This is a genomic window from Streptomyces sp. S465, from assembly GCF_026898115.1.
Classification (GTDB): Bacteria; Actinomycetota; Actinomycetes; order Streptomycetales; family Streptomycetaceae; genus Streptomyces; species Streptomyces luomodiensis.
On sequence record NZ_CP114036.1, the window covers coordinates 1,966,383 to 1,993,340 of the forward strand.

The 26,958-nt window shown below is 68.9% G+C and carries 25 protein-coding genes and 2 pseudogenes; 22 read left to right on the forward strand and 5 right to left on the reverse strand.

The window, feature by feature from the left end:
- The first annotated feature begins 38 nt into the window (after positions 1–38).
- From N6H00_RS08380 to N6H00_RS08405, 6 genes and pseudogenes are all read left to right on the forward strand, one after another.
- Positions 39–1,658 carry an FAD-dependent monooxygenase gene (locus N6H00_RS08380; RefSeq protein WP_268970961.1) on the forward strand — a complete coding sequence of 540 codons (1,620 nt, stop codon included), beginning with the start codon at positions 39–41 and terminating at the stop codon, positions 1,656–1,658.
- 95 nt (positions 1,659–1,753) lie between these two features.
- Positions 1,754–2,158, forward strand: coding sequence for a RidA family protein (locus N6H00_RS08385; RefSeq protein WP_268970962.1), 405 nt, complete (start codon positions 1,754–1,756; stop codon positions 2,156–2,158).
- Positions 2,159–2,206: 48 nt separating this feature from the next.
- Positions 2,207–3,514: an MFS transporter gene (locus N6H00_RS08390; RefSeq protein WP_268970963.1), complete on the forward strand. Its 1,308-nt coding sequence runs from the start codon at positions 2,207–2,209 to the stop codon at positions 3,512–3,514.
- A gap of 27 nt (positions 3,515–3,541) precedes the next feature.
- Positions 3,542–4,570 carry an NAD(P)-dependent alcohol dehydrogenase gene (locus tag N6H00_RS08395; RefSeq protein WP_268970964.1) on the forward strand — a complete coding sequence of 343 codons (1,029 nt, stop codon included), beginning with the start codon at positions 3,542–3,544 and terminating at the stop codon, positions 4,568–4,570.
- 107 nt (positions 4,571–4,677) lie between these two features.
- A pseudogene (locus N6H00_RS40125) lies at positions 4,678–5,023 on the forward strand (YbhB/YbcL family Raf kinase inhibitor-like protein); the annotation flags it as partial.
- A gap of 34 nt (positions 5,024–5,057) precedes the next feature.
- Positions 5,058–5,894 carry a fumarylacetoacetate hydrolase family protein gene (locus N6H00_RS08405; RefSeq protein WP_268970965.1) on the forward strand — a complete coding sequence of 279 codons (837 nt, stop codon included), beginning with the start codon at positions 5,058–5,060 and terminating at the stop codon, positions 5,892–5,894.
- On the opposite strand, the gene N6H00_RS08410 is transcribed toward N6H00_RS08405, so the two are convergent.
- Both N6H00_RS08410 and N6H00_RS08415 read right to left on the reverse strand, forming a co-directional pair.
- On the reverse strand, positions 5,822–6,460 hold the full coding sequence (locus tag N6H00_RS08410; RefSeq protein WP_443073197.1) for a transposase: 639 nt from the start codon (positions 6,458–6,460) through the stop codon (positions 5,822–5,824). The two genes, N6H00_RS08405 and N6H00_RS08410, sit on opposite strands and share 73 nt — an antisense overlap.
- Positions 6,461–6,518: 58 nt before the next feature.
- Positions 6,519–7,229 (reverse strand): GntR family transcriptional regulator, encoded by a 711-nt coding sequence (locus N6H00_RS08415; protein WP_268970966.1) that lies wholly within the window; start codon positions 7,227–7,229, stop codon positions 6,519–6,521.
- Positions 7,230–7,347: 118 nt separating this feature from the next.
- Between N6H00_RS08415 and N6H00_RS08420 the strand changes: the two genes are divergently transcribed.
- The 13 genes and pseudogenes from N6H00_RS08420 (at position 7,348) to N6H00_RS40460 (ending at position 20,096) form a co-directional block, all read left to right on the forward strand.
- Entirely contained in the window at positions 7,348–8,208 is an 861-nt protein-coding gene (locus N6H00_RS08420; RefSeq protein ID WP_268970967.1) for a fumarylacetoacetate hydrolase family protein, read from the forward strand.
- Positions 8,205–9,134, forward strand: coding sequence for a VOC family protein (locus N6H00_RS08425; RefSeq protein WP_268970968.1), 930 nt, complete (start codon positions 8,205–8,207; stop codon positions 9,132–9,134). The genes N6H00_RS08420 and N6H00_RS08425 overlap by 4 nt, the downstream gene beginning before the upstream one ends.
- A gap of 162 nt (positions 9,135–9,296) precedes the next feature.
- Entirely contained in the window at positions 9,297–10,169 is an 873-nt protein-coding gene (locus N6H00_RS08430; RefSeq protein WP_268970969.1) for an SMP-30/gluconolactonase/LRE family protein, read from the forward strand.
- Positions 10,170–10,171: 2 nt separating this feature from the next.
- Entirely contained in the window at positions 10,172–11,680 is a 1,509-nt protein-coding gene (locus N6H00_RS08435; protein WP_268970970.1) for a bifunctional 3-(3-hydroxy-phenyl)propionate/3-hydroxycinnamic acid hydroxylase, read from the forward strand.
- Between the two features lie 29 nt (positions 11,681–11,709).
- Positions 11,710–13,362 carry an AMP-binding protein gene (locus N6H00_RS08440; protein ID WP_268970971.1) on the forward strand — a complete coding sequence of 551 codons (1,653 nt, stop codon included), beginning with the start codon at positions 11,710–11,712 and terminating at the stop codon, positions 13,360–13,362.
- Positions 13,359–14,552 (forward strand): lipid-transfer protein, encoded by a 1,194-nt coding sequence (locus N6H00_RS08445; RefSeq protein WP_268970972.1) that lies wholly within the window; start codon positions 13,359–13,361, stop codon positions 14,550–14,552. Before N6H00_RS08440 ends, N6H00_RS08445 begins: the two co-directional genes overlap by 4 nt.
- Positions 14,553–14,734: 182 nt before the next feature.
- Complete coding sequence (fabG, locus tag N6H00_RS08450) at positions 14,735–15,496, forward strand: 3-oxoacyl-ACP reductase FabG (protein ID WP_268976877.1); 762 nt, start codon at positions 14,735–14,737, stop codon at positions 15,494–15,496.
- A 174-nt stretch (positions 15,497–15,670) separates the two neighbouring features.
- The gene (locus tag N6H00_RS40455) at positions 15,671–15,931 is read left to right on the forward strand and encodes a 2Fe-2S iron-sulfur cluster-binding protein (RefSeq protein WP_443072913.1); all 261 of its coding nucleotides are present in this window, start codon (positions 15,671–15,673) and stop codon (positions 15,929–15,931) included.
- Between the two features lie 345 nt (positions 15,932–16,276).
- A pseudogene (locus N6H00_RS08455) lies at positions 16,277–16,528 on the forward strand (SDR family oxidoreductase); the annotation flags it as partial.
- A complete protein-coding gene (locus N6H00_RS08460) occupies positions 16,528–17,472 on the forward strand; it encodes an SDR family oxidoreductase (RefSeq protein WP_268970973.1) in 945 nt (314 codons plus the stop codon). The pseudogene N6H00_RS08455 and the gene N6H00_RS08460, both read left to right, overlap by 1 nt.
- On the forward strand, positions 17,469–17,894 hold the full coding sequence (locus N6H00_RS08465) for an ester cyclase (RefSeq protein ID WP_268970974.1): 426 nt from the start codon (positions 17,469–17,471) through the stop codon (positions 17,892–17,894). Before N6H00_RS08460 ends, N6H00_RS08465 begins: the two co-directional genes overlap by 4 nt.
- A gap of 25 nt (positions 17,895–17,919) precedes the next feature.
- Positions 17,920–18,837: an NADP-dependent oxidoreductase gene (locus tag N6H00_RS08470; protein WP_268970975.1), complete on the forward strand. Its 918-nt coding sequence runs from the start codon at positions 17,920–17,922 to the stop codon at positions 18,835–18,837.
- Between the two features lie 776 nt (positions 18,838–19,613).
- Positions 19,614–20,096, forward strand: coding sequence for a hydantoinase/oxoprolinase family protein (locus N6H00_RS40460; RefSeq protein ID WP_443072914.1), 483 nt, complete (start codon positions 19,614–19,616; stop codon positions 20,094–20,096).
- 44 nt (positions 20,097–20,140) lie between these two features.
- Here the strand turns inward: N6H00_RS40460 and N6H00_RS08475 are convergent, their stop codons facing one another.
- Entirely contained in the window at positions 20,141–21,007 is an 867-nt protein-coding gene (locus N6H00_RS08475; protein ID WP_268970976.1) for a helix-turn-helix transcriptional regulator, read from the reverse strand.
- A gap of 614 nt (positions 21,008–21,621) precedes the next feature.
- Entirely contained in the window at positions 21,622–22,098 is a 477-nt protein-coding gene (locus tag N6H00_RS08480; RefSeq protein WP_268970977.1) for a MarR family winged helix-turn-helix transcriptional regulator, read from the reverse strand.
- Positions 22,099–22,167: 69 nt separating this feature from the next.
- Between N6H00_RS08480 and N6H00_RS08485 the strand changes: the two genes are divergently transcribed.
- Positions 22,168–23,091 carry an alpha/beta hydrolase gene (locus tag N6H00_RS08485; protein WP_268970978.1) on the forward strand — a complete coding sequence of 308 codons (924 nt, stop codon included), beginning with the start codon at positions 22,168–22,170 and terminating at the stop codon, positions 23,089–23,091.
- A 524-nt stretch (positions 23,092–23,615) separates the two neighbouring features.
- Here N6H00_RS08485 and N6H00_RS08490 read toward each other — a convergent pair.
- Positions 23,616–24,200 (reverse strand): CGNR zinc finger domain-containing protein, encoded by a 585-nt coding sequence (locus tag N6H00_RS08490; RefSeq protein WP_268970979.1) that lies wholly within the window; start codon positions 24,198–24,200, stop codon positions 23,616–23,618.
- A gap of 50 nt (positions 24,201–24,250) precedes the next feature.
- Here N6H00_RS08490 and N6H00_RS08495 point away from each other — a divergent pair, with 50 nt between their 5' ends.
- A complete protein-coding gene (locus tag N6H00_RS08495) occupies positions 24,251–25,696 on the forward strand; it encodes an MFS transporter (protein WP_268970980.1) in 1,446 nt (481 codons plus the stop codon).
- A gap of 52 nt (positions 25,697–25,748) precedes the next feature.
- Entirely contained in the window at positions 25,749–26,870 is a 1,122-nt protein-coding gene (locus N6H00_RS08500; protein WP_268970981.1) for an epoxide hydrolase family protein, read from the forward strand.
- Positions 26,871–26,958 lie beyond the last annotated feature (88 nt).

The following is a 26,958-nucleotide window of genomic DNA, read 5'->3' on the forward strand; positions in this document are numbered from 1 at the left end:
CGGTCTCGTCCGCGTCAGGTGAAAAGGAGATTCCCCCTATGATCAATGTCCCCGTTCTCGTCGTCGGCGGTGGACCGGTCGGAATGAGTCTGGCGCTGCTTCTCGATCGCTTCGGGGTACCGGGCCTGCTGGTCGAGCGGCGTGCGTCGACCACGACGCATCCCAAGGCCCGTGGTTGCCACGCCCGTACGATGGAGCAGTTTCGCGTATGGGGCATCGAGGATCGAATTCGCCGGGCGGGTCTGCCGCAGGAATCCGACGTGGCGTGTTGGTGCGAGAGCCTGAACGGGCCGCTGGTGGCCTATACGCAGCCCGCGCCGAGCGTGAACACCCCGGCGCCGCGGTCGATCGTGCCCCAGGACGCCGTAGAGGAGGCGCTCGACCACGCGCTGTCCACGCGGCCGGGGGCGCAGGTGCGCCGGTTGACCGAGCTGGTGTCGTTCGTCCAGGACGAGGAGGGTGTGACGGCGCGCGTCAGATCCGTCGCCGATGGCGACGAGTTCGAGGTGCGCGCTCAGTATCTCGTCGGCTGTGACGGGGCGAACAGCAGGGTTCGCGGTCTCCTGGGCATCGAGATGGATGGTCCGGAGCTTCTGCACCTCATGGCGAATCACTACTACCGCGCGGACGTCGGTCATCTGCCGCATGTGCGCAGCGCCATCGGTTTCCTGGTGCGTCCCAGTGACCGGTCACGGCCGGACGTCAATGTGCTGGCGACCGGCCCGGACGGCGATCGCTGGCTCGCGGTCCAGAAGCTGGAGGACGGTGAGGAGCCCATCAGCGAGGAGCGGCTGATCGAGCTCGTCCGCGAATACTGGGAGATTCCCGATCTCCATGTCGAGCGGATCAACGTCATGAACTGGCGGATGAGCGCTCAGGTGGCGAAACGTTTCCGCGAAGGACGGGTGTTCCTCGCCGGGGATGCCGCCCACCGTTTTCCCCCGGCTGGGGGCAACGGACTCAACTCGGGTGTTCAGGACGTGCACAACCTGGCGTGGAAACTCGTCATGGCGCTGTCGCACCAGGGCGGCGACGCGCTGCTGGACACCTATGAGTCCGAGCGCCGCCCGGTCGCGCGGTCCAACACCGACTTCGCGGTACGGAACCAGGAACGCATGGACGCGATGGACGAGGCGATCCGTCACCGCCATGAGGACCCCCAAGCCTGGCGTGACCTGCTCCTGGACATGGACAACCAACTGCACAGCGAAGGCCAGTCGATGGGCTACGTCTACAGCGACGGCGCGATCGTTGATGACGGCTCGTTCCTGCCGCCCTACGACTCGCGCCACTACTGGCCAACCGACCGGCCCGGCGCCCGGTTCCCGCACTTCTGGATGGACGTCGAGAAGACAGAGTCGTCCATCGACTGGTTCGACACCTCGTTCGTGCTCGTCTGCGGGCCCGACGGCGAAGGCTGGCATCAGGCCGGCGAGGAACTGCGCGCGGACGGCGCAGTGCCGCTGGAGGTCAGGAGGCTGCCCCATCTTCTGGGGCCCGTATCCATCGGCCGCGACGGCGCGGTACTGGTCCGGCCGGACGGCCACGTCGCCTGGCGGGCTCCTCATGCCGGTGACCCCAGGGTGCTGCGCCACGCGCTCACCCGTGTCCTCGCGGGCGGCACGCGTGCCCCGTCCGTGACCGGCCTCGCCGCTTGACACCACCGCGCGGACGCCGTGCGCCCCGGCCGGGCCGGGGCCACGCACCCCTCCCGTGCCTGCCACTTCATTCAGTGAGTCAGAAAGGCGGAACCATGACTCCGTTGCCGACGTATGAGAACCCGAAGGGTCTCGGAGATCCTCTGAGTGCCTATGCGCATGTGGCCCGTGCCGGGGATCTGATCTTCGTCGCCGGCCAGTGCGGTTTCCTCGAGGACAACTCCGTGGCCGGGCCGGATGTGCGCAGCCAGACCCTGCGCGCCTATGCCAACGTGCGCACCGCACTGGAGTCCCAGGGCGCGTCGATGCGCGAGGTGGTGCGCTTCGTGACGTACCTGACGTCCTCGGACCATGTCGCCGGGTTCTATGCGGCGCGCGAGGAGTTCTTCGCCGAGCATTACCCGGACGGTGGGTATCCGCCGAACACCTTGCTGATCGTCAAGGGACTGGTCCGCGCGGATCTGCTGGTCGAACTCGACGCCACAGCCTGTCGTCAGTGAGAACGAGCCATCATGTCGTCGATCAGAGAATCGATAGATCGCTCGAGAATGACCGCGTTTCAGGCCGGGGTCGTCGGGATGTGCCTGGTCATCAACCTCTTCGAAGGTTTCGACGTCCTGGTGATCGCGTTCGCGGCGTCAGGAATCGCCAAGGAGTGGTCGCTCACCGCGTCCCAGGTCGGACTGCTGTTGAGCAGCAGCCTCGTCGGTATGGCACTCGGCTCGGCCCTCATCGCTCCGCTCTCCGACCGGATCGGCCGGCGGCCGCACACGCTGATCTGCCTGACCGTCTGCGCCGTGGGCATGCTCCTCGCGACGGTGAGCACCGGCTTCTGGTTCCTGGGGGTGTGCCGCCTGCTGACCGGACTCGGTGTCGGGGGCATGGTGGCCGGTCTCCCCGTGATCATCACTGAGTACTCACCACGGCGCCTCCGGGGCACGATGATCGCCCTGTACGGGACCGGCTTGCCGGTCGGCGGGATGCTGGGCGGTTCGGTCGCCGTGCTGGTGACGTCCGAATACGGCTGGCGAGCCAGCTTCCTCGTCGGTGCCGTGCTCACTTTCGCCATTCTCGTGGCCGTCGCCCTGGCCCTGCCCGAGTCGCTGGACTACCTGATCAGCCGGCGGCCGGAGGGCGCGCTGGAGAAGGTCAACAAGCTGCTGAGCCGGATGCGGCTGCCTGCGGTGGAGGCGCTGCCGCCCGTCCCGCCCAAGGAGGAGCGCGGTGTGCTGGCGAACGTCCTGCGCGGTCGTGAGGCCGTTCGCACCGTCGCGCTGTGGGTCGCGTACTTCTTCATGATGGCCAGCTTCTACTTCGCCGAGAGCTGGACGCCTCTGCTCCTCCAGCACAACGGCTCTTCCACCGCGCAGGGTATGGACGGAGGGCTGCTACTCAACCTCGGCGGGCTGGCGGGGACGTTGCTGCTCAGCGTTCTGGCCCTGAAGGTGGCGACGCGCACCGTCACCGTCCTGGCGTTCCTGGGAGCGGGGCTGTCGTACCTGGCGATGAGCCTCTTCCTCGACTCGACCGTGGTCGCGCTGGCTGCGGCCGTCGCCATCGGGCTGTTCGTCAACGCCGGCGGAAACGGGCTGAACTCGATCGTGCCCGGGCTCTACCCGGCATCCGTGCGTGCCACCGGCGTGGGGTGGGCCATGGCGGTCGGGCGACTCGGCGCATTCAGCGCTCCCGCCCTCGCGGGCCTGCTCCTCGATCACGGGTGGTCCGCGCGTTCGCTGTTCGGTCTGCTCGTCCTGCCACTGGTGCTGGTCGCGGCGCTGATCGGCGTGATCGTCAGCTCCGCGAGGTGGAGCCGGACCTCTGCCGAACCCGCGGGATCGCTCTCGCCGGTCAACTGATTCCCTCGAACCGATCAAGGAGAACTCATGCGAGCTGTGCGGCTGCACGACTACCAGAAGCCGCCGACGGTGGAGGACGTACCGGAGCCGACGCTCTCCAGCCCGCTGGATGTGATCGTGAAGATCGGTGGCGCCGGCGTCTGCCGCACCGATCTGCACATCATCGAGGGGCAGTGGGCCGAGGCGATGGGGCCGCGACTCCCCTACACGCTCGGCCACGAGAACGCCGGCTGGGTACAGGAGGTCGGCGAGGCGGTCACCAACGTCAAGGTCGGCGACACGGTGATCCTGCACCCCCAGCCTTCCTGTGGGTTGTGCCTGGCCTGCCGGGCCGGCCGGGACATGCAGTGCTCCGACGCCGTCTTCCCCGGAGTGTCGAACCACGACGGCGGCATGGCCGAGTACCTGCGCACCACGGCGCGCGGCTGCGTCAAGCTGAACCCGAACACCAACCCGGCCGACGTGGCGGCGCTGGCCGACGCGGGGATCACCGCCTATCACGCGGTGCGGCAGGCCGTACCGCTGCTCCACCCGGGCACGGTCGCCGTCATACAGGGCGCCGGCGGGCTCGGCCACATCGGCGTCCAGGCCGTGGCCGCCCTCACCGCCGCGAAGATCATCGTGGTGGACCGTAACCCGGAGGCGCTGAAGCTGGCCGAGAAACTCGGTGCGGACGCGACCGTGCCGGCCGACGACGATCACGTCGAGGCCGTCAAGGAGCTCACCGGGGGCCGGGGCGGCGATGTGGTCTTCGACTTCGTCGCCGAGCATGGCGCGGAGAACGACGCCTTTGCGATGACCGCCCCGGCCGGATCCCAATACGTCATCGGCTATGGAGGCGAACTGCGGATTCCCACCCTCGACCTGGTGGCCGCCGGGAAACAGGTGGTCGGCAACATCGTCGGCACCTACAACGACCTCGTGGAGCTGATGGCCCTCGTGGAGTCCGGCAGGGTCACCCTGCACACCAAGAAGTACCCGCTGGACGCGGCGGCGGAAGCGCTGGACGACCTCGCCCACGACCGGGTCAGGGGCCGCGCGATCCTGGTCCCCTGAACCCCACCCCCACCCCACGCCGGGACAGGACGGCCCGCCGCACGGCTGCGCCCGGCGATGGCGGTGCCACGAACGTGAGAGCGAGTCCTCATGCACGTCAACGATTCGGCGGAGGGGATGTGTCCCCGCAGCCGTCCTGGTCCGGCGCGCCGGAGGGCACGAAGGGCTACGTGGTGACGGTGCACGACCCGGACGCCCCTACCGGTTCCGGCTTCTGGCACTGGGCGGTGGCGAACATCCCCGCTTCCGTGACCGAGCCGGCGAGTGACGCGGACAACGGCACGGGCGAACTGCTCCCGCCTGGTGCCATGCAACTCCCCGGCGACGCGGGAGCGGCCCGGTTCGTCTGCCTTGCCGGGCTTCCACGTATCCGGCCACGTCCTGAGCCGCGCGGTGCTGACCGCGACCGCCGAGACCACCGAGACCCCCAAGACCACCAAGACCACCGTCTGATCATCCGCGCTCTCCTACCCAGGAAGAGGGTTCCATGCGCATCGCCAATCTCCGTGGCCGCGCCCACCTGTTGAGCGGTCCGGGCGCGACCGACATCGCCCGGGCCAGCGGCGGGCGGTTCGGTCCCGATCCGATGGATCTCTTCGCACACTGGGATGCCTTCCGCACCTGGGCCCGCACCGACGGTGTCCACCCCGCCGCGCCGTATCGACGCGAGGACTTGGGCGCGCCGGTTCCCCGTCCGGGCCAGGTCTTCGCCATCGGGCTCAACTACGCCGAACACGCGGCGGAGACCGGCCTCGAGGCAACCAGGGGGGTGCCTTCGGTATTCACCAAGTTCACCAGCTCCCTGACCGGCCCTACCGGTACGGTCCACCTCACCGGACCATCGGTCGATTGGGAAGTCGAACTCGTCGTGGCGATCGGCAAGGAAGCACATCACGTCGCAGCCGCCGATGCCTGGGAGCACGTAGCGGGCGTGATGGTGGGGCAGGACTTCAGTGACCGGGATGTGCAGATGAGCGGAACCCCTCCGCAGTTCTCCCTCGGCAAGAGCTACCCCGGTTTCGGCCCGACCGGGCCGGCGCTGGTGTCCCTCGACGAGATCGCCCCGGACACCCCGCTCCGGCTGCGATGCTGGGTCAACGACGAACTCGTCCAGGACGGCAGCACAGATCAGATGATCATGCCCGTGCCGGTCCTCATCGAGCGGATTTCCTCGGTGTGCACCCTCTACCCGGGAGATCTGGTCTTCACCGGTACTCCGGCCGGGGTCGGCATGGGGCGGACCCCGGCCCGTTACCTCGCCAGCGGCGATGAGGTCCGTACCAGCATTGACGGTATCGGCGAGATGACCCATGTCCTCAGGTGATCGATGCCGCCATGAATATGCTCAATGTGGTGTAAGGCGCTCCCGGTTTCGACCTCGAGCCGGCGGAGCTCGACCCGGCCGAAGCGGTGTCCGATGGTCAGAAAGAGATCGTGCCGCCGGTAGGTCTCCCGGTCGAACCCTGGCGGTCGGCCGCCGTGGCCTCCGCGCCTCAGCCGGTGCCGTCGCTGGTCGGTCTTCTCGGGGATGGTGTGCGCAATGCCGCGTCTTCGCAGGCAGGCACGGAAGCCGCGGGAGCTGTGAGCCTTGTCTGCGATGACCTGGCCGGGCCTGCACCGACGCCGGCCCAGGCCGGTGCGGGGAACACGGATCCGTTCCGGCGGAGGGCGTGCGCAGACACCGTCGTGGCGTTGGCCGGGCGTCACCAGGATCGCGAGCGGGCGGCCCCTGCCGTCGCGGGCGAGGTGAATCCTGGTCGTCAGCCCGCCTCGGGATCGGCCGAGGGCGTGATCGTCCGGTTCGTCCTGCCGATGCCGCCCCCTTTTCGGCCGGTGGTGGCGGCGTGCTGGTGGGCGCGGACGATGGTGGAGTCGATCTGGACCAGCCAGTCGATGTCGCCTCGCCGGTGTGGATCAGAAGCGGCTGACCGGGCCGCTGATCGCGCGATTATCCGCGCTGCGGGGCGAGTTCTCCGTCCGAGGGCTCCTCGATGCCGGGGAGTCTGGTGAGCAGCATCCGGGTCGTGCACGCGATGTGCTCGCGCAGCAGTTGGGCGCCCAGGTCTGCGTCGCGGTCGACGGCGACCCGGGCGAGTGCCTGGTGTTCGGCGGCCGGATCGCGGCCGCTTTCGTGCAGCATGGGGGAGGCCCAGCGCCGGTAGAGTTCCGCCTCGGCCCGCAGTCCCTGGGCGATCTCGGTCAGGCGCCGGTTGCCGCAGCCTGCCAGCAAGGCAGTGTGGAACTCCTCGTGGGCCAGGTACCAGTCGTCACCACGCTCCCCGTCCGCGGCCTCACGGTCGCGCAGGGAGAGCAGGTGGTGGGCGGCCACGACGCCGCTTTCCCATGCCGCATCGCCCTGGAGTATCGCCATACGGAAGGCCAGGGACTCCAGCTCTATCCGTGCGTGCGTCAGGTCGGTCAGCTCGTCCGCCGACAGCTGGGCGACGGTGTAGCCCTGGTGTGCCTGCAGCGTGACCAACCGCTCGGACGACAGCTTGGTCAGGGCCTCTCGCGCCACTCCCACACTCGTGTCGTAGGTGGTGCACAGGTCGGGGAACTTCAGGCGCTGCCCCGGCCGCAGACGTGCGGTGAAGATGTCGTGGCGCAGCCGTGCGTACAGCTCGTCGGCGCGTGTGCCCGGTTTCACCCTCTTCGGCATGTTCGACACTGTACACCATGAGTGAATCGAAGAGAAACTTTCGAAAGTTGCCTTGCTATTTGAATGTCGATGGATGGAGAGTGGAGTCACCGGCAGGCAACGAGTGCAAGGAGGCACCGTGCGCATAGGCAACGTTCGGGGTAGGCCGTGGCTGGTCACCGGCACGGAGCGTGGGGTGGACATCCACGAGTCCAGCGGTGGGCGGTTGGGTCCGGGGTTCGCCGAGCTGTACGACAACTGGGAACAGGTCGTGCAGTGGGCGGACTCCGTACAGGATGAGGGGGTGCCCTTCGACCATGCGCAGCTGGGGCCCCCGTCCCCGCACCCGCGGCAGGTCTTCGCCGTCGGCCTGAACTACTTCGACCACGTGGAGGAGGCCGGGCTGGCGGTCCCGCAGGAGCCCTCGGTCTTCACCAAGTACGTCTCCTCGTTCGCCGGCGCCGAGTCGACGGTCGAGTTGCCGCAGGGGTCCGTGGACTGGGAAGTGGAGGTCGTCGTCATCATCGCCCGCACGGCCCGCCGTGTCGCCGCCCGCGATGCCTGGACCTACGTCGCGGGCCTGACGGTGGGCCAGGATCTGTCCGAGCGGGGCCTGCAGCTGACCGGGGCGCCGGCCCAGTACAGCCTGGGCAAGTCCTTCGCCGGCTTCGGGCCGACGGGTCCGTATCTCGTCTCGTGCGACGAGTTCTCCGACCCCGGCGATCTCGAGATGGGATGCCTGGTCAACGGGGAACCGGTGCAGAAAGCCCGCACCTCCGGGATGATCTTCCCCATCTCTGTTCTGATCGAGAAGCTCTCCCAGGTCACCACCCTCTACCCGGGAGATGTGATCTTCACCGGCACCTGCGCGGGGGTGGGGGCGGTACGCACCCCGCCGCGTTTCCTCTCCCCGGGGGACGAGCTCGTCTCCTACATCGAGGGAATCGGCAGCATCCGGCAGCGCTTCGTCGCCGCCGCAGCGGAAGGGGGCTCGGCATGAGCCTGCACCGCCTGGCCTCCGTCACGATAGGGGTCCCGAATCCGGAGCTGACCAGTACCTACTACGAGGACTTCGGGCTGACCCGCCACACGGACGGCTGGTTCTCGACGAGTCACGGCGGCCGGCAGTTGCGGCTGGTGCACGCGCCCACCCGGCGACTGCTCAAGGTGTCCATCGCCGCCGACAGCCCCGACGATCTGCGTGCTATCGCCTCCCGCCTGGCCCGTCTGGGCATCGAAGCGAGTGTCGGCGACGCGCGGATGGTGGCCGTCGAGCCGACCACCGAGGTCACGGTCGAGGTAACGGTGGGCAGCCGCATCACTCAGCCCGCCATACCGGCCGTACGGTTCAACGGCCCCGGCAGGGACGAGCGCGGCCCGGCCCGCGCGCCGGCCGTCCTGCGGGAAGGACCGGTGCGGCCCCGCAAACTCGGGCACGTCGTGATCGGTTCCGTCGACCAGGCGGCCACTCAGCGCTTCTTCACCGACGGCATCGGTCTCAAGGTCAGCGACGAACTCGTCGGTGTCGCCACGTTCATGCGCTGCTCCACGGACCACCACAACATCCTGGTCCAAGCGGCGCCGGTGAACTTCGTCCACCACACCTCCTGGCAGGTCGACGACGTCGACGAGGTCGGGCGCGGCGCCATGCAGATGCTCGAGGGCAATCCGGAGCGGCACGTGTGGGGCCTGGGACGGCACACCATCGGCTCCAACTTCTTCTGGTACCTGAAGGATCCGGCCGGCAACTTCACCGAGTACTACTCCGACCTCGACTGCATCGTCGAGGACGCGTTGTGGAAGCCCGAGGTGTGGGACGGGACCCGCGCCCACAGCTTCTCCACCTGGGGGCCGCCCCTTCCGCCCTCCTTCATCGAACCGGAAGACCTGGCCGCGATGATGACCGGCGCCCACAGCGCCGGGTGACGGCCCGCGGCCGTGAGGACACGGCATGCGCGACACACATGCGGGCCGCCCGACATCCCACGCGACCGATCCGGGCGAACCAGCACCACACCACACTGGCAGCCACCGCACACCCGTGCCTGCGCGGCGAGCCGCACCGGCACCCCTCGAAAGGTCATCGCCATGAAGACGTACGCCAGTGGCATGAGGTGGGGCGAAGCACCACGCTGGCACGAGGGGGCCCTGTGGCTGTCGGACACCCAGGCATCGCGCCTGTGGACCGACGCCTCAGGAAGCTGGCGCCCCTTCGACCTCGACTCACCGTCCAACGGACTGTGGTTCCTGCCCGACGGCCGCCTCGTGGGCGCGATGATGTACGAAGCCCGCATCGCCCAATGGGACGGACAGCGCTGGCAGCCTTACGCCGACCTCGCCCACCTGGGGGTTGGTCCCCTGGGGGACATGGTCGGTGACGCCGACGGCAACCTGTACGTCGACGACGTCGCCTTCGACGCCGCATCGGGCGCCCCCGCGAAGCCGGGCCGCATCATCCTCGTGCGGCCCGACGGCAGCGCCACCGTCGCAGCCGACGGCGTCGACTTCCCCAACGGACTGGCTATGACCGACGGCGGCCGCACTCTGGTCGTGGCACAGACCGCCTTGCAGTGTCTGACCGCCTTCACGGTGCGCGCCGACCACACCCTCAGCGCGCCGCGCCGCTACGCCGACCTGCGCCGTCTCGTCGGCCCCGACGCCCGTCCCGACGGGATCTGGCCGACCGAGCACGGCATCTGGGTGGCGACGACCAGCGGCCAGGCGCTCGTGCGGGTGACCGACGACCGGCTCCACCACACGGTCGACACCGCCCCGCGGCTGCCCATCGCCTGCTGCCGACGCGGGGACGGAACATTGATCGCCACGCTGGCCGACACCCACGGCGCACCGCTGATGGACGCCGTGGCCTCCCGGACCGTCACGGCCTCGGCCGTCCTCATCACCACGCCGGGCACCGCCCTGCCCACCCGATCCATCGCACCTACGCACACTCAGGGGTGAACATGACTGACACCGACGAGGGACACGTTGATGTCGCCGTCATCGGCGGCGGAACCACGGGCCTGGCACTGGCCCGCCTGCTGGGGATCGAGGACCTGAAGGTCGCCTTGATCGACCCCCTGCGCCTTCCGCGTCACTTCCCGCGCGCCACACACTTCGACGACGAGACGATGCGTACCTTCCAGACCATGGGGCTTGCGCACATGGAGAAGGACTTCGCGCTCGCCGGCGTCTACCGCTTCTATGACGCCGGCCGACGGCCGGTGATGGAGTTCCCCTTCAACAAGGGGATCACCGAACAGGCATGGCAGTCGGACTACATGTTCTACCAGCCCGATTTCGAGTCGGCGCTGCGCGGTCGCATACACATGGATCCGCACACCGAGCACTACTTCGGCTGGACCGCGACCAACCTGAGCACCGAACAGGACACGGCGCGTCTTCGGCTTCGGGAGAAGGCCACCGGCATCGAGCGAGACCTGACGGCGACATTCGTCATCGGCTGCGACGGCGCGAACTCCTTCGTGCGCCGGACCATGGACTGCGCCCAGACCGACTACCACGCCACCCATCGCTCACTGATCGTCGACATCCAGCCCTTCGTGGAGAAGGAGGAGCTGTCCGGGCGGGACGCCTTCATCCACGCGGGTATCCGCAACCCCTTGACATTCGTGCCGATGACCGGGCCGATCGTGCGCTTCGAGGAACTGCTGCGCCCCGACGACTCCGTCCGTACCTTCGAGAGCCTCGATCACGTCTACGAGATGCTGCGGCCCTGGCTGAGCCCGGACGAGTACCGCATTCTGCGAGCGGACGTGTACGAGTGGGACGCCGTCGTCGCCGAGCAGTGGCGGTCCGGCCCGCTGTTCCTTGCCGGAGACGCGGCGCACGAGATGCCCCCGCACCTGGGCCAGGGCATGGCCTCCGGCATCCGCGACGCCATCAATCTGGCCTGGAAGCTCGGCCGTGTCGTGCGCGGTGAATCCCCGGGCGAGCTGCTGAACACCTACGAGTGGGAACGCAAGCCGCACATGACCGAGTTCGTCAAGCTCGCCGCGCAGATGGCCAACGAGGTCGAGGCCATGGAGTACCTGCAGGGCACTGACGACTCCGCTCAGGTGCCCGTCACCCGGCGCGAGACGCTGCGCCCGCGCCTGGGCGAAGGCGTATGGGCGCACCAGGACGAGAGTGCCGGACGCCTGAGCGCCCAGCCTGTCCTGCCGGACGGACGGCGCCTCGACGACGTGGTCGGCTACCGGTTCGCGGTCGTGGCCGAACCGGAGTGCGCTGCGCGGATCGACGCGGCGACCACCGCATCCCTCAAGGCCATGCGCGCCCAGGTCGTCGTCGCCGACTCCGACGACGCGCGGGACTGGCTCAAGACACTGAACGCGACCGCCGTCGTCATCCGGCCCGACCGATTCGTCTTCGGTACCGCCACCGACGCGTCAGGGCTCAACGCTCTGCTGGCCGACCTGCAGACCGCCCTGAACGAAACGGCACGGTCATGAGTCCGACGGTCCGACCGGCCCGCACACGGGTGAACGGAGCCCCTGTACCACCGTCGCCGCTCACCTACGTCGGCGACCCGGACGAGGCCACCACGCTCGGCGACATCCTGCGTACCCGCGCCGCCCTCAGCCCCGAGGCGACCTGCCTGACTCTCGACGCCACGGTGCGGACCTACGCCGACATGCTGGCCGCGGCCGAACAAGCCGCGGCCGCACTGGCGGCGCTGGGCATCCGGCAGGGCAGCAAAGTGGCCGCGCTGTTGCCCAACTCGACCGAGTTCCTCGACATCTGGTTCGGCGCCTCGCTGCTGGGCGCGGTGTTCGTTCCGATCAACACCGGGCTCAAGGGTGAGGGCCTGCGCTACATCATCGAGCACAGCGAGGCGGAGTTCATCGCTCTCGACGCTTCCCTGGTCGACGCGCTCACCGCCGCCGTCCCCGCCGGACACGGGCCGCAGCACCGGTACATTCGCGGCCGGACGGACCCGCCGCCCGGCTACGAGTCCCTGGCCGCCCTGCTGGCCGGGGCCCATCGCCCTGCCCGTCCCTGCGCGATCAGCCCCGGCGACCTCGCCTCCATCCTCTACACCTCCGGGACCACCGGCCTGCCCAAAGGCGTGATGAACTGCCACAACTCGTTCGCTGTCGCAGCCCACGAGTACACACGGCGTTACGTGCGCATCCGCCAGGACGACGTCCTGTACACAAGCCTCCCCCTCTTCCACGCCAACGCACAGTCCCTCACCGCGGTCGGCTCCCTGGTGTCCGGCCGGCCCATGGTGGTGGCCCCGCGCTTCTCCGCCTCGCGGTTCTTCGACGACATCCGCACCCACCGCGCAACCGTGTTCAACTACATCGGCGCGATGCTCACCATCCTTGCCAAACAACCCGAACGGGCCGACGACGCCGACAACCCCCTGCGGCTCGCGATCGGCGGAGCAGCCCCGGCCGACCTGTGGCGAGCGTTCGAGAAGCGCTTCGGCCTGACCGTCCTGGAAATCTACGGCCTCACCGAAAGCGCCACGTTCTGCCTGGCCAGCCCTCCGGAGGACATCAGGACCGGCATGATCGGCAAGGAAACCAGCTGGTCGCAGGTCAAGATCGTCGGACCCGACGGCGACACGCTGCCCGACGGACAGACCGGCGAGATCGCCATCCGCAGCAAGAAGCCGGACACCATGTTCCTCGGCTACTACAAGAACGAGGAAGCCACCCGTAAGGCCGTGCGCGCGGGCTGGTTCCATTCCGGCGACCGGGGCCGGCGCGATGAAGACGGGTACTTCGTCTTCCTCGACCGCCTGAAGGACTCCATCCGGCGACGCGGAGAGAACATCTCGTCCTACGAGATCGAACGGATCGTCAACACCCACCCGCAAGTGACCGAAAGCGCGGTCATCGGCGTGCCCTCGGACCTCGGCGAAGAAGACGTCATGCTGATCGTCGTTGCCAAGGACGGCGACATCGACTGCGACGGACTCATCGAGTTCTGCGGGCAGCGGATGGCCGAGTTCATGGTGCCGCGCTACATACGCCGCGTCGCGCACCTGCCCAAGACTGCCACGCAGCGTGTCGAGAAGTACCTCCTCCGGCAGGACGGCACGAAGGACGCCTGGGACCGGTACAGCACACCCGCATCCACACCCCCCGTACCCCCGCACCCTCAGCAGCAGGAGATCGGATGACGCGCACCTTCGTGATCGGGGTAGGCCTGACCACCTTCGACAAGCCAGGAAAGAAACCCGGGGACTACCCGGACTGGGTGCGCGAAGCCGGTACCGCGGCGTTGCGCGACGCGGGCGTGGCCTACGAGCAGGTCGGACAGGCGTACGCCGGTTACGTCTACGGCGACTCCACCGCCGGCCAGCGCGCCGTGTACGAACTCGGCCTGACCGGTATCCCCGTCGTCAACGTCAACAACAACTGCGCGACGGGTTCGACAGCGCTCTACCTCGCCCGCCAGGCCGTGGCCCACGGCATCGTCGACTGCGCGCTCGCCGTCGGCTTCGAACGGATGCAGAGCGGCTCCCTCAAGCCGATGTACACCGATCGCACCAACCCTCTCCAGCGTCACATCGACCGTATGAGCGAGATCCATCCGCCGGAACCCAGCCCGTTCTCACCGCAGCTGTTCGGCAACGCCGGACGTGCGCACATGGAACGCTATGGTTCCAAACCGGAGCACTTCGCCTGGATCGCCTGGAAGAACCACAAACACTCCGTCAACAACCCCTACGCGCAGTTCCAGACCGAGTACACCCTCGAAGAGATCACTGCCTCCCGGATGATCCACGAGCCCCTCACCAAGCTCCAGTGTTCGCCCACCTCTGACGGCGCCGGGGCCGTCGTCATCGCCTCCGAAGCCTTCGTCGACCGCGCAGGATGCCAGGACCGCGCCGTGGAGATCACCGGCCAGGCCATGGCCACCGACCTCGTCTCCAGCTTCGACGCCACTGCCGACCCCATGCGTATCGTCGGATACGACATGACGAAGCTGGCGGCAGCGCAAGCGCTGCGCCAGGCGGGACACAGGCCCGAGGACATCGACGTCTGCGAGCTCCACGACTGCTTCAGCACCAACGAACTCATCACCTACGAAGCTCTTGGGTTCGCCGACGAAGGAAACGGCCACGACCTCGTGGAGCGCCGGGCCACCACCTACGGCGGCGACGGCCCCGTGGTCAACCCGTCCGGCGGCCTCATCGCCAAGGGACACCCCCTCGGAGCCACCGGTCTCGCCCAGTGCGCCGAACTGACCTGGCAGTTGCGCGGCGATGCCGGTCCCCGCCAGGTCGACGGCGCACACGTCGCCCTCCAGCACAACCTGGGCCTGAACGGTGCCGCAGTGGTCACCGTGTATGAGAGGGTCGCCTGACCCTTCACCTTTCGTTCGCACTCCCGCGCGCACGACGCCTCACGCCGGGAATCCGGCTGCGGTCGGCAGCCGGATTCCCAGGTTCGGTCGATCAGGGCTCCGAGCCCGACCGGAACATCCTGTCCGTCGCCCCCCACAACGGGGCAGCGCGACAATCCGCCACGGTGAGGAGACAAAGGAACGTGTCCATAATGGAACAGCGTGTAGCGATCATCACCGGAGCGGCTCGCGGCATCGGTGCCGCCACCGCCATCCGGTTGGCCGAGGAGGGCCGGGCCGTCGCCGCAGTCGACCTCGACGCGGCGGCCTGCAAGGACACCGTCGAGAAGATCACCGCCGCCGGTGGGAAGGCCCTCGCCGTTGGCTGCGACGTCGCCGACGAGGCGCAGGTCGAGGCGGCGGTCACGCGCATCGCCGAAGAGCTCGGAGCACCGACGATCCTCGTGAACAACGCGGGTGTGCTGCGCGACAACCTGCTGTTCAAGATGAGCGCCACCGACTGGGACACCGTCATGAACGTCCATCTGCGGGGGGCGTTCCTGATGGCCAGGACTGCCCAGAGCCACATGGTCGGGGCCGGCTTCGGCCGCATCGTCAACCTGTCCTCCTCCTCGGCACTCGGTCACCGCGGCCAGGCCAACTACTCCACCGCGAAAGCCGGCCTGCAGGGTTTCACCAAGACCCTGGCCAAGGAACTCGGACGATTCGGTGTCACGGTCAACGCTGTTGCGCCCGGACTCATCGCCACCGACATGACCGCCGCCGTCGCCCGCCGCCTCGGCAAATCCTTCGGCGACTACCAGACCGAGGCCGCACGTCACATCCCCGTGCAACGCATAGGAAGCCCCGACGACATCGCCAACGCCGTCGCGTTCTTCACCGCCGACGCGGCCGGCTTCGTCTCCGGCCAGGTCCTCTACGTCGCCGGCGGACCACTCGACTGACAGACCCGTCGCTGGCCTGCACCGCCTCTGGCGGTTCCGGCGGATCGCCTCGGAGTACCCGGGCGAGCCGTCCCGGCATACGGATGAGGAAACGGGCCTCTGGGGGGCCGTGCTCCCCGCGGTGGTCAGGGCCGAGACGGCGGGCCTTGCGTCGGCGGCGGCGCCGTCACCGCCGTGCAGAGCCGGGCTGAGGCGGACCGACCACGGCCGACACCGCCTCGCTGTCTGTGGGAGGCCGGCGCCTTCCCGTGCGGCTTCTGCCTGTCCGGCCGCCTGTCCGCGCTGTGCGACCTGCCGAGGGTGAACCCGGAGCCCGACGCGCATGAGGTCCGGGACGCGCTGGTGGGCAGCGCGCGCCGTTGCACCGGCTCCGCGGACCCGGTCCGCGGCAGTCGTGACGGTCTCGCCATGAGCTGCGACGAATCAGGGTGGTGATGCCGTCACCAGTGTGAGCCACGCCTTCTCGCACAGCCCGCCGCAGCCGACTGTTGATTCAGCAAGTCCGAGACCAGCAGAAAGGCGCAACAGCCGTGGAGCCCAATCAGGTGGCGATGACGTCGTCGCCGCCGAAGCCGCCGGGGGCAAGGCATTCGCCGTGTCGGCGAACGCGCGGACCGGGGCAGCGAAGCTGTCCGACACAGTGGAGCAGTTCGACACCATTCACTGCGTCGTGACCTCAGCGGCAGCGCTCCAAGACATCCCCAGTCGCCGACCTGACCGACGACGACATGACGACTACATGCTGGGCGTCAACCTCAAGCGAACTCGGGCGCTGTCCAAGGCATCACTCGCCTGTCGGCCCGGAAGCTCGGCCTGCGCGGCATCACGGTGAACGAGGTCGTTCCCGGTGCCGTCGACACCGAGATGTTCACCACCGGCACGTCCGAGGAGCGGATCGCTCGCATGGCCGCCGTGACGCCGGCGCGGCGGCTCGGCACCGGAGATCTCGCGGGCCTCGTCGCCTACCTGGCCTCTCCCGCCTCTGGACGGGTCAACGGCCAGGTCATCAGAACCAATGGAGGAATCGCCTGATGCCCACCACCGAGCAATCCGACAGCCTCGTCGTCATCGTCACCGGGGCCGGCAGCGGTATCGGCCGCGCCGTCGCGGTGGAGCTCGCTCGCGCAGGTCACATCGTGTACGCCGGGATGCGCGACCTGGACGGACGCAACAGCCGGCGGGCCGAGGATCTGCGCGAGCTCGCATCCGCCGAGAACGTGCGCCTGATGGCGCTCGAACTGGATGTGCTGTCCGAACCCGGCTGCCGCAGCGCCGTCGACGTCGTCCTTGGCGAGTACGGGCGGATCGACGTCGTGGTCAACAACGCCGGCATGCTGATGGCCGGCGTCGCCGAGGGGTTCACCCCGGATCAGTTCCTGCGGATCCTCGACACCAACGCGGTGTCCTGGCTGCGAGTCAACCGCGCGGTGCTCCCGGTGATGCGCCGCCAGGGCTCAGGGACGCTGGCCTACATCAGCAGCACGACCGCCCACCTCGCCGAGCCGTTCATGGCGACCTACATCGCCAGCAAGGCGGCGGGCGAGTTCCTCGCCGAGTCGATGGGCCTGGAAGTGGCGCCTCTGGGCATCGACACCGTGATCGTCGTACCGGGCGCCTTCACCGAGGGTACCGAACACTTCGCGCACAGCAACCCGCCTGCGGACGCGGCCGTCGTCACCCAGTACGCCGGCCTGCCGGACCGAGTCGCGCAGATCCCCGAGCGTCTGCACGCCATCGACCTCGCGAACGACGGCTCACCCGCGCAGGTGGAGTCCGTCGGCCGGGCTCTGGTCGAGGTGCTCGAGAAGCCCCAAGGCAAGCGCCCCCGCCGGGTCGTGGTCGACGCGCAGCGCAAGGGCGTCGAGGAGCTCGACGCCGTGCGAGCAGCCAAGCAACTCACGTTCTTCCGCCAACTGGGCATCGACGACCTCCTCACGGTCGCCGTGCCCACCACCACCATTGAGGAGAAGCGATGACACGCACCATCGAGGACCTGATCGGAACCTTCTACGCGGCGTTCAGCGGCAAGCCCGAGCTCCTCGACGACATCGTCGCCGACGACTGGGACGACATCCCGCTGGGTCCGGGCCAGCCCCCCGGCCGAGCCGGCGCCGCTGCGCTGATCAAGGGCATCGGTGAGGCCTTCAGCGACTTGCGCATCGTGGTCCACCAGATCGTCGACGGCCGAGGCCCCGACGGCAACGGGTTCGTCGGCGTGCGCGGCGAGATGCGCGGCGTGCACAGCGGCGAGACCTTCGGTGTCCCGGCGACCGGGCGGGAGTTCCAAGTCCGGATCCACGAGTTCCACGAACTGGTCGACGGACGCATCGTCCGCACCTGGCACTTGGAGGACTGGCTCGAATGGTTCCGGCAGGTCGACGCCTCGCCTGCCCACTGAAGCAACGACACGAGAGAGCACATCCATGAAGGCATTGCAGTACACCGCATACGGCCACAGCCCGGTCCTCAACGATGTTCCCGAGCCGGTCCCCGGGCCGGGCGAGGTCCTGGTCCGGGTCGCGGGGGCGGCCCTGAACCCGCTCGACGTCAAGATCGGCGCGGGCCACGTCCAGGAGTATTTTCCGATCACCTTCCCCTCGACCGTGGGCACTGATCTCGCGGGTACGGTGGAGCGACTCGGATCCGGTGTGGCGGGCTGGAGCACCGGCGACGCGGTGCTCACCCGCACCGACCCGACCGCCGGTGGAGCTGTCGCGGAATACGCTGTGGTCCCAGCGACGAGTCTGGTGGCAGCGCCGACCACGATTCCGCTCGACGCCGCCGCGGGCCTGGCCACCGCCGCGGCGACCGCATGGCAGGCAGTCACCGAGATCGCAGAGCTGAAGTCCGGCCAGAAGGTGCTCGTGCACGCAGGCGCCGGCGGCGTCGGCAGCTTCGTCATCCAGCTGGCCCGTCGCGCTGGTGCACACGTTGTGACCACCGCGTCCAGTGCTGCTGCCGAGATCGTCCGGAAGCTCGGGGCCGATGAAATCATCGACTACACCAGCGTCGACTTCCGGACGGCAGTATCCGATGTCGATGTTGTCGTCGACTCGGTCGGTGGTGAGACCGAGGCTCGGTCGCTCGATGTCCTCAAGCCGGGTGGTCTGCTGGTCAGCCTCCCCGTCCCGCCGGACTTCGAGCGGGCCGCCGCTCGCGGGCTCCGCGCCGAGTTCGTCTTCCACGCTTCCGACGCCGAGCGACTGGCGAAAGTCGTCGCGGTAGCGAACGAAGGCTTCGACATCGTCGTCGACCGCACGGTCCGGCTCAGTGGTGCTGCGGACGCGTTCGACTATGTCGCCCAGGGCCACGCCAAGGGCAAGGTCATCGTCCAGCCATGACGCACCGCAGCCGTCGGGATGAGGGACTCCCTCGTCCCGACGGCTTTCCCCCTTTTTTTCCGGGCCGACAACGGCTGTGCCAAAGCCAGTGCTCTGGTCGAAGGACATGGAAGGGCCTGGGCCTGGTGATCGGCCCATGACACGGCTGGCTGGGCCCCGGCAGGAGTCGGTGTCCCCATCGCCGTAGGCACGCCGGTGGCGGGGATGCTCGACACGTTCGACCGCGGCTACGGAATCTACTGCCTCCAACAGGCAACGTTCGCCCCGTCGCGACGCCCGGCACTCCCCCAAGCTGCTTCGAGCAAGGGGTACCCCCAGAGCATGCACCGGACGCCGCTCCTTGACGGGCAAACGTTGCCTGCCGGGGCACTACGCCGAGTACGTCGTGGTAGACGAGACCCCGCTCGCGCCAGTAGACGGACACATTCCGCTGACCGCGGCAGCGGCTCCGCCCCTGAGCGCAATCACGGCGCAGCAGATGGCTGATACCAGACAAGAGCGTGTCGGGATTGGTCCCAGCCAGTGACCGATCCTTCGTAGCGGCCCATGACGCACGTCTGGTGACCGAGCTCGGCGGCTATTGGCACGCGATCGCTGACGCGGCCACAGTCGGGACGGACGCGATGCATCTCGTGCACGATTGCGAAGCCTACGTGGGCGTGCGCCCCAGGCGTGGGCCGGAAGCGAAGCGAGGCATCGAGGGTCTCGGCGGTCCGCGCCGTTGCCGATGACGGCGCGAACCCCGCTCGGCTTCTCGACCGGGTAGCGCACGGCGAGTGCGAGACCCGGATCACGGTCGCCTGGGCGATGCCCCTGCCTCTGTCCACTCGGGTCAGGGCAGGGGGATCCAAACCACACGGGGGTTCACCGGAAACTTCGCGGACAAGGACGCGGCGGCGAGGGCGATCCAGGGGCACATCGCGGATCCACTCGGCCTGGACGTCGAGACCGCGGCGGCCGGCATCCGGCGGATCGTCGACTCGCAGATGGCCGATACGCTGCGCGAGCTCACCATCGACAAAGGAACGACCCGCGCGACTTCACGCTCTACGCTTACGGTGACGCCGGACCGCCGCACTGCGCCGGGTTCGGCGCCGAACTCGGGGTCCGCCAGATCGTCGTACCGGCGACGTCCATGGTGCATCCCGCTATGGAGCCCTCGCCCCCGACGTGCAGCTCTCGTTCCAGCAGAGCATCCTGCCGACCGACGCCAGATGGGACGAGCCCGGCGCGCAGCAGCCCGAAGAAGCCTTCGTTGACGGTCGGCCGGTTGCCCGGAGACCGGGCAACCAGAACGCCGCGCTCAGCGAAGAGTCGACTCGCTCTGCTTCGCAGCCCCGATGTCCTGGCTGCCCAGAACGGCGAGCAGTTTCAGCTTCTCCGCCGAGTCGCCGCCCACCGGAGCGGTGAACCACAGCAGCCGCTGCGAACCATCCTCACTCAGCAGGCTGAGGCAATCGAGTTCGATCGCGCCGAGGTCCGGGTGCATCAGCCTCTTTCGGTCGGCCCGACGTACTGCGACCTCCTGATGAGCCCACAGGTCGGCGAACTCGCTGCTCGCCGAGACCAGCCGCCGGATCAGTCCGCGCACTTCACTGTCGCCGCCGCGGCGGGCCGAGACCGCTCGCAGGTCGGCCACCAAGACCCGCGACTGGTGACCGTGTTCGTCGGGGTGGTACCGCAGCCGGGCCTCAGGGTCGGTGAACCAGCGGTACACGAAACTGGCCTCGACGCCTTTCTTCCTGGGGATCGGTCCGAGCAGCGCAGCAGCGAGGCGGTTCTGTACCAACGTCGCGTGCAAGTCGGTGATCACTGCCGCCGGGGTGGCCGGCAGGCGTTCGAGCAGATCGAGCATCCCCGGGTGGACGTGCGCCGACGGTCCGTGCCGCGGTGGCAGCGGACGACCGGCCAGAAAGTACAGATGCGCACGCTCATCCTCCGTCAGCCGCAGAGCCCGCGCGAACGCGGCCACCATCTGCTCGGACGGCTGCGCGCCCCGGCCCTGCTCCAACTGGTTGTAGTAGTCAACCGAGGCGCCGGCCAAGACAGCCACCTCGTCGCGGCGCAGCCCAGGCACCCGGCGTCGTGTCGACTCAGGAAGCCCCACCTCGCCGGGGCGGATGCGATCGCGTCGCGACTTCAGAAACTCACCGAATGCAGCCAGATCCATACCGACCATTCTGAACCGACTTGCCGCGCCAAGGCAGGGGACGCTGTTACCACCCTCAGCGCATGGCGATGTCCGGTCCGGCCCCCGGTCCTCTCTGGCTGGGTGTCGCGGCTCGGCTGGTCCGACTGGCGACGCCACCACCAAGCCCGGTCCCGCACCAGCCACTACCGGCGACAAGCCGCATCCCGGACATGAAGCTCACGATCTACAGCTGGAGTACTAGTACTCCAGTCGCAGATTGCTATTTCCGCTGGTCAGGAGCGTGCCTGTGAGTGTACTCGCCTGACGTGCTGTCAGGCGGTGTGAGTTCGTGACGTCGGGTACGGCAGACCGTTGTGGCTTGTCATGCAAGACGATGTGCAGCTCGATGTCTGTTGAAGCAGCGCTCGTTCACGTTGCGCCGCCGGTAGGTCTCCCGGTCGAACCCTGGCGGTCGGGGGCCGCTACCCGTTCAACATCAAAGCCGGCGGCCCGGTCAGGGTCTGCGCCCCTTCCGCGACCCCGACGCCGTCGAGGATGCCGAGGACGACTGATCCCGCGCATCCGACCCGTTGGGCCGCTCGCTGTACCCCGTGCAGGCCGGGTGCCGCCGCTCCGGCCCGAGGTGATGCTCGTCAGCCCGCGGGTGTGCCGATCTGGTTGCGTTCGAGCACGGAGCGCAGCCTGGAGAGGGCCTGTGCGGCGGCCGTCGCTGAGGAGTTGTCGAGAGTGCCTCCGATCAGCTCGGCCACTTTGGTGGTGAAGGTTTTCTCTGCTGCGTCAACGAGCTGGGTGCCGTTGTCGGTCAGGGCCAGCAGCGAGGAGCGGCGGTCGGCTGGGTTCGGCTGCCGGGCGGCCCAACCCTGCTTCTCCAGACGGTCGATGGTTTTGCTGGTCGCCCCGATACCGATGGCGAATTCGGCGGCGAGGTCCGCCACGCGGGACTCTGGGTGGTCGCGCAGGTAGCGCAGGGCCTCGAACTGCGAGGTGACGATCCCGTGCCGCTCGCGGAGACGATCGTTGAGGGCGTTGTACAGACGCGTCTCGCATCGGACCAGGTCGGCGAAGAAGCCCGGGAGGTCGACCGTCCCGCCGCTCGATGTGGATGCCATGGCATATAGTCTACGTTAGATTCCACGGCATATAGTTCCATGGAAGTTACCTACGGCGGGAGCATACCCATGAGCAAGGAACAGCGCGCGAAGGTCGACGCGATGCTGCGGCAGCCCCGACCCGAGGGTCCCCGGTCGGTCGAGGCGATCCGAGCCGGATTCAAGGCGCTGATGGCCCAGATGACTGTGCCCGACGGCATCCGCACCACGCAGACGACGCTCGGCGGCCGACCCGCACTGTATGTCGAGCCGGACAACGGGCCGCGCGCCGGGACGATCCTGTACTTCCATGGCGGCGGCTGGGTGTCCGGCTCTCCCGAGACCGCCCTGTCGCTGACGGGACACCTCGTGGCCAAGACCGGCTTCGGGGCGTACTCGCTGGACTACCGGCTTGCCCCCGAGCACCCGTTCCCGGCCGCAATCGAAGACGCGCTGAGCGCCTACCGCTCCCTCCTCGACAGCGGCACAGACGCTTCGACCATCGTGTTCGCCGGCGACTCCGCCGGCGGCGGCCTCACCGTCACCACCTGCCTCGCCGCCCGCGACGCGGGCCTCCCGCTGCCCGCCGCCATCGTGGCGTTCTCCCCGGGCCTCGACGCCACCCGAACCGGCGAGAGCATGGACACCAAAACGGGCATCGACCCGATCTTCACCCGCGAGGCTGTTGAACACACCGGAGCCATGTACCTCGCCGGAGCCGACCCGCATCAGCCCCTGCTCAGCCCGGCCGTCCTCGCCGACCTGACCAGCTTCCCCCCGATGCTGATCCAGGTAGGCACCAACGAGATCCTGCTGGACGACTCCACGCGCCTGGCCGCGCGTGCGAGGGCAGCCGGAGTGGACGTCATCCTGGATATCACCGCCGACGTGCCGCACGTGTTCCAGTCATTCGCCGGCGTCCTGGACGAGGCGGACGAGGCACTGGACCGCGCAGCACTCTTCCTCCGCCAGCGCATCCGCGCCGCGAGCGCGGCGCACACGTCAGCAGGGTAGGGCCAGCCCTGGCCTCACTCGGGCCGCGACCTCCACCCCCGGTCGTGCTCGCCATTCCCTTCCAGGCGGTCGGCCCGGGGCCCGTTCCTCCCCTTGGGCCTCCCGCCCGAGTCACCGAGAAGCGGCTCCTCCAGGAACTGACACAGCCAGTCTCGCCATCGCTCGACCCGCTTCTGGGCGCCTTCGCTCTGCCGGTCACGAAGCCGTCCGCGCAGCCCTCCGGGTCACCTGATGGCCTTTCAGCTCTTCAGAGCCAGCTTGGCTTCCACCAGGCGCGCAGAGCCGGACGTTGGGCGAGCTTGGCCTGCTTGGGGCGGGGCCCGCGTTCATAGGCGACTGCATCGGCCAAGGCTGCTCAGTAGCGGTTCCGGCCACCGTTGCGGACGATCTCGCGGGAGACGGTCGAAGGGGCGCTGCGATGTAGATCGCAGCGCGAGGAACGCACTCGGAGGCCCGAACGAGTTCGTCGAAGGCGGGCTCGGACGAAACCCCGGCGCCGGCCTGGCAGGGTCAGGTGCCGGTGCTCAACGCGGGCTGCGTCGGCTCCGGTAGGCCGCGACGCTGGCCCGGTGTGCGCAGGTTCGGGTGCAGTACTGCTTCGAGCCGTTGCGCGAGAGGTCCACGAAAGTGGCCCGGCAGGTCGGCCCGGCACATACGCCGAGACGAGCGGGACCGAGCGTGGCGATCACGGAGGCCAGTGCGCTGAGCGTAGTCGCGGCAAGGTGCGCCGAGCAGCGGTCGGTGTCGGAGGTCACCTCGGTCCACCAGCGGTCGTTCTCGTGGCGCAGTACCGGGGTGGCGCGGCTGCGACGCAGACCAGCATTGATCAGAGCCGCAGCTTCGACCGCGTCCGTGTTGGCCCGTTCGAGCACCTGACGCACCGTCTCGCGCACCGCGCGGACTTCCGCCAGGTCGGCGCGGGTGAGATGCCGCGGACCGGTCCCTTGGTTCGCGGCCGAACTCGGAGGCTCAGCCGCGGGATGGTCGTCAAGGAAGTTCCGGAGCTGCTCCACGGTCTCGAGCGCGTCCTCTCCCTTGATCGGCCTCAAGGTGTTGGCCAGGTCGACGGCCGTCTGGACCACCAATGGGCTGTAATACGCATCCTGCATTTGACGTGTCTCCTCACTGCCCATAACGTTACACCCAAAGGAGCTTTAGCATGTCACAAGATACTCGGCAGGGGACGACGCCGCAGGCGATCCCGTCTGGAGGGGCCCCGGCACCGGAGCGAACCGACGCCCCGGACGGGCGTCGGCTGGGGCTGACTTTGGGGATGCTGGTGCTGCCGATGTACGTGGCACTGGGAGCGCCGTCGGTGGCCCTGCCGGCCATCGGCCGCGCACTCGCGGTGCCGTTCGGGGCCACCGCATGGATTCTCGCCGCGTGGTCGCTGACCTCCGCGCTCGCGATGCCGGTCGCGGGTCGGCTGCTGGTCCGCTGGAGCCCCTTCCAGGTCCTCGTCGCCGGGGTCGTGGCGCTCGCCGCGGGCTCCGTGCTCGCCGGAGCCGGGCCGACACTGTCCGTCGTGATCGTCGGCCGACTGATCGGCGGCGCCGGGGCGGGCGCGACCGTGATCGCCGTCTTTGCCGCGGCCACCGCCCTTCCCGGGCGGCAACGGATCCGCGCCCTGGGAATCATCGCGGCCGCCAGCGCGACGGCGTCGGGGTGCGGGACACTGTTGGGCGGGGCGGTGACCGCATGGCTCGGGTGGCGTGCCGTGCTCGCGATCCCGGCCCTCGCGCTGCCCCTCCTGCTGGCCGCATTGCCGAGTAGGCGCGCGCTGGCTCGGAGCGGTAGCGGCGAGCGGAACGGCTCGACCGGGCGACTCGATATCGTCGGCGCGGCCGTGCTGTCGGTACTCGCCGGCTCCTTGATCACGTTGCTGCAGGCACACTCGGTCGGCCTGCCCGCTCCGGTCACGCTCGTCGTGGCTGCCGCCGGGGCGCTCGCCGCCGTGGGACTGTGGTGGCGCGTGCGAAGCACGCCCGACGGGTTCGTGCCTCGGCGGGTGATCGCATCCCGCGGCTTCCTGGCGGCCGGGCTCATCGGCGGGACCGTCTTCGCCGGCTACTACGGGGTGCTGTTCCGCGCCCCGTCCCTGATCGAGCAGGCCACGGGCGGTGGCCCCCTGGAAGCCGGCGTGCTCTTGGTCCCGGCCGCCGCCTGCTCGGTGCTGGCCGGGCGGCTGGTCGGCACCTTGACCGACCGGTTCACCGGCTGGCAGGTGTCGGCCGGGCTTGCGGCGCTCACCGTCGTCGGCGTGCTCGTGGTCGCGATCTTCACCGGGCCGATCCCGATTGTCGTCGGCACGGCGTTGACCGTGTGCGGGTTCGCCGGCGCCCAAGCCGTACTGGTGAGCCTCGCGCCGGACCTGGTCGCCGCGGACGACCGCGACACCGCACAGGGCCTGCTCAACTTCATGAACGCCCTGGGTGGCGGGATCGGTCCGGCCGCTGTCGCGGGTCTGTCCGGCATCGTGCCGGTGCCGGTGGCCCTCGCCGTGCTCGCGGCACTCCCCCTGGCCGGACTCGTCCTCAGCCTGACCCGGCGCCCTACCGCCGACCGCCGCCCCGAACCCGACGCCACCCGTGGGAGCCCGCGATGACGGTCCACCTGCCTCTGATCCGATAACGCCTTGACCAGTAAGGAGCGTTGCCATGTCCGCCGAGCCATTCGAGGTCAGCATCACCGAAGCCGAGATCGCGGACCTTCGTGAACGATTGCGACGGACACGGTGGCCCGAGCGCGAGCCGGTGGACGACTGGTCACAGGGTTTGCCGCTGGCGTATGCGCAGGAGCTTTGCCGCAGCTGGGCCGAGGACTACGACTTCGGGTTCGCCGAGCGGCTGAACGTGTTCCCGCAGTACCGCGACACGATCGACGGGCTGGGCATCCACTTCCTGCACGTCCGCTCGCCGGAGCCGGACGCGTTCCCGCTCGTGCTCACGCACGGGTGGCCGGGTTCGGTGCTCGAGTTCCTGGAGGTCCTCGGCCCGCTGACCGACCCGCGCGCGCACGGCGGTGACCCGGCGGACGCGTTCCACGTGGTCGCGCCGTCGTTGCCCGGGTACGGCTGGAGTGACAAGCCGTCGACGACCGGGTGGGGCATCACCCGCACCGCGCGCGCCTGGGACACGTTGATGGTCTCGCTGGGTTACGAACGGTACGGCGCGCAGGGCGGTGACTGGGGTTCGGCGGTGTCCGCGGTGCTGGGCGAGGTGGCGCCCGAGCGGGTCGCCGGCGTGCACCTGAACCTGGGATCCGTGGCGGCGGACACGTTCGACGACCCGACGCCCGCGGAGCTGGCGAATCTCGAGGCCGAGAAGGAGATGCAGCGCACCGGCCGGGGGTACTCGGCGATCCAGGCGACCCGGCCGCAGACGCTCGGCTACGGCCTCACCGACTCCCCGGCGGGGCAGGCCGCCTGGATCGCCGAGAAGTTCTGGGCGTGGACGGACAACGACGGCCATCCCGAGGACGCGTTGTCGCGGCAGACGATCCTCGACGAGATCTCGGTCTATTGGTTCACCGCGTCGGCCACGTCGTCGGCGCGCCTGTACTGGGAGAGCTTCGCCAACTTCCGGGACAAGGTGACCGCGCCATCCGGGCTGTCGGTCTACCCGCGCGACATAACCCGCCCGTCGAGGCGGGAGGCCGAGCTGCGGTTCACCGACCTGCGCTGGTTCGAGGAGCTGCCGCATGGTGGCCACTTCGCCGCGCTGGAGCAGCCGGAGTCGCTGGTCGAGCAGGTGCGCGGGTTCTTCCGCCTGTTCCGCTGACTGTCCGTGCCTGAAGGGTGTCTATATGCCAATCAGGCTGCTGAGCTGGATGTTTCCTGTGGAGGAAGAAGTCGTTGGGGTGGCGTGG

Coding starts and splice junctions, on each gene's coding strand:
- N6H00_RS08380 (WP_268970961.1), top strand. CDS start 39: ATGATCAATGTCCCCGTTCTCGTCGTCGGCGGTGGACCGGTCGGAATG.
- N6H00_RS08495 (WP_268970980.1), top strand. CDS start 24,251: ATGTCACAAGATACTCGGCAGGGGACGACGCCGCAGGCGATCCCGTCT.
- N6H00_RS08435 (WP_268970970.1), top strand. CDS start 10,172: ATGACTGACACCGACGAGGGACACGTTGATGTCGCCGTCATCGGCGGC.
- N6H00_RS08390 (WP_268970963.1), top strand. CDS start 2,207: ATGACCGCGTTTCAGGCCGGGGTCGTCGGGATGTGCCTGGTCATCAAC.
- N6H00_RS08445 (WP_268970972.1), top strand. CDS start 13,359: ATGACGCGCACCTTCGTGATCGGGGTAGGCCTGACCACCTTCGACAAG.
- N6H00_RS08485 (WP_268970978.1), top strand. CDS start 22,168: ATGAGCAAGGAACAGCGCGCGAAGGTCGACGCGATGCTGCGGCAGCCC.
- N6H00_RS08490 (WP_268970979.1), bottom strand. CDS start 24,200: ATGCAGGATGCGTATTACAGCCCATTGGTGGTCCAGACGGCCGTCGAC.
- N6H00_RS08430 (WP_268970969.1), top strand. CDS start 9,297: ATGAAGACGTACGCCAGTGGCATGAGGTGGGGCGAAGCACCACGCTGG.
- N6H00_RS08465 (WP_268970974.1), top strand. CDS start 17,469: ATGACACGCACCATCGAGGACCTGATCGGAACCTTCTACGCGGCGTTC.
- N6H00_RS08470 (WP_268970975.1), top strand. CDS start 17,920: ATGAAGGCATTGCAGTACACCGCATACGGCCACAGCCCGGTCCTCAAC.
- N6H00_RS08395 (WP_268970964.1), top strand. CDS start 3,542: ATGCGAGCTGTGCGGCTGCACGACTACCAGAAGCCGCCGACGGTGGAG.
- N6H00_RS08480 (WP_268970977.1), bottom strand. CDS start 22,098: ATGGCATCCACATCGAGCGGCGGGACGGTCGACCTCCCGGGCTTCTTC.
- N6H00_RS08475 (WP_268970976.1), bottom strand. CDS start 21,007: ATGGATCTGGCTGCATTCGGTGAGTTTCTGAAGTCGCGACGCGATCGC.
- N6H00_RS08460 (WP_268970973.1), top strand. CDS start 16,528: ATGCCCACCACCGAGCAATCCGACAGCCTCGTCGTCATCGTCACCGGG.
- N6H00_RS08385 (WP_268970962.1), top strand. CDS start 1,754: ATGACTCCGTTGCCGACGTATGAGAACCCGAAGGGTCTCGGAGATCCT.
- N6H00_RS08425 (WP_268970968.1), top strand. CDS start 8,205: ATGAGCCTGCACCGCCTGGCCTCCGTCACGATAGGGGTCCCGAATCCG.
- N6H00_RS08500 (WP_268970981.1), top strand. CDS start 25,749: ATGTCCGCCGAGCCATTCGAGGTCAGCATCACCGAAGCCGAGATCGCG.
- N6H00_RS08415 (WP_268970966.1), bottom strand. CDS start 7,229: ATGCCGAAGAGGGTGAAACCGGGCACACGCGCCGACGAGCTGTACGCA.
- N6H00_RS08405 (WP_268970965.1), top strand. CDS start 5,058: ATGCGCATCGCCAATCTCCGTGGCCGCGCCCACCTGTTGAGCGGTCCG.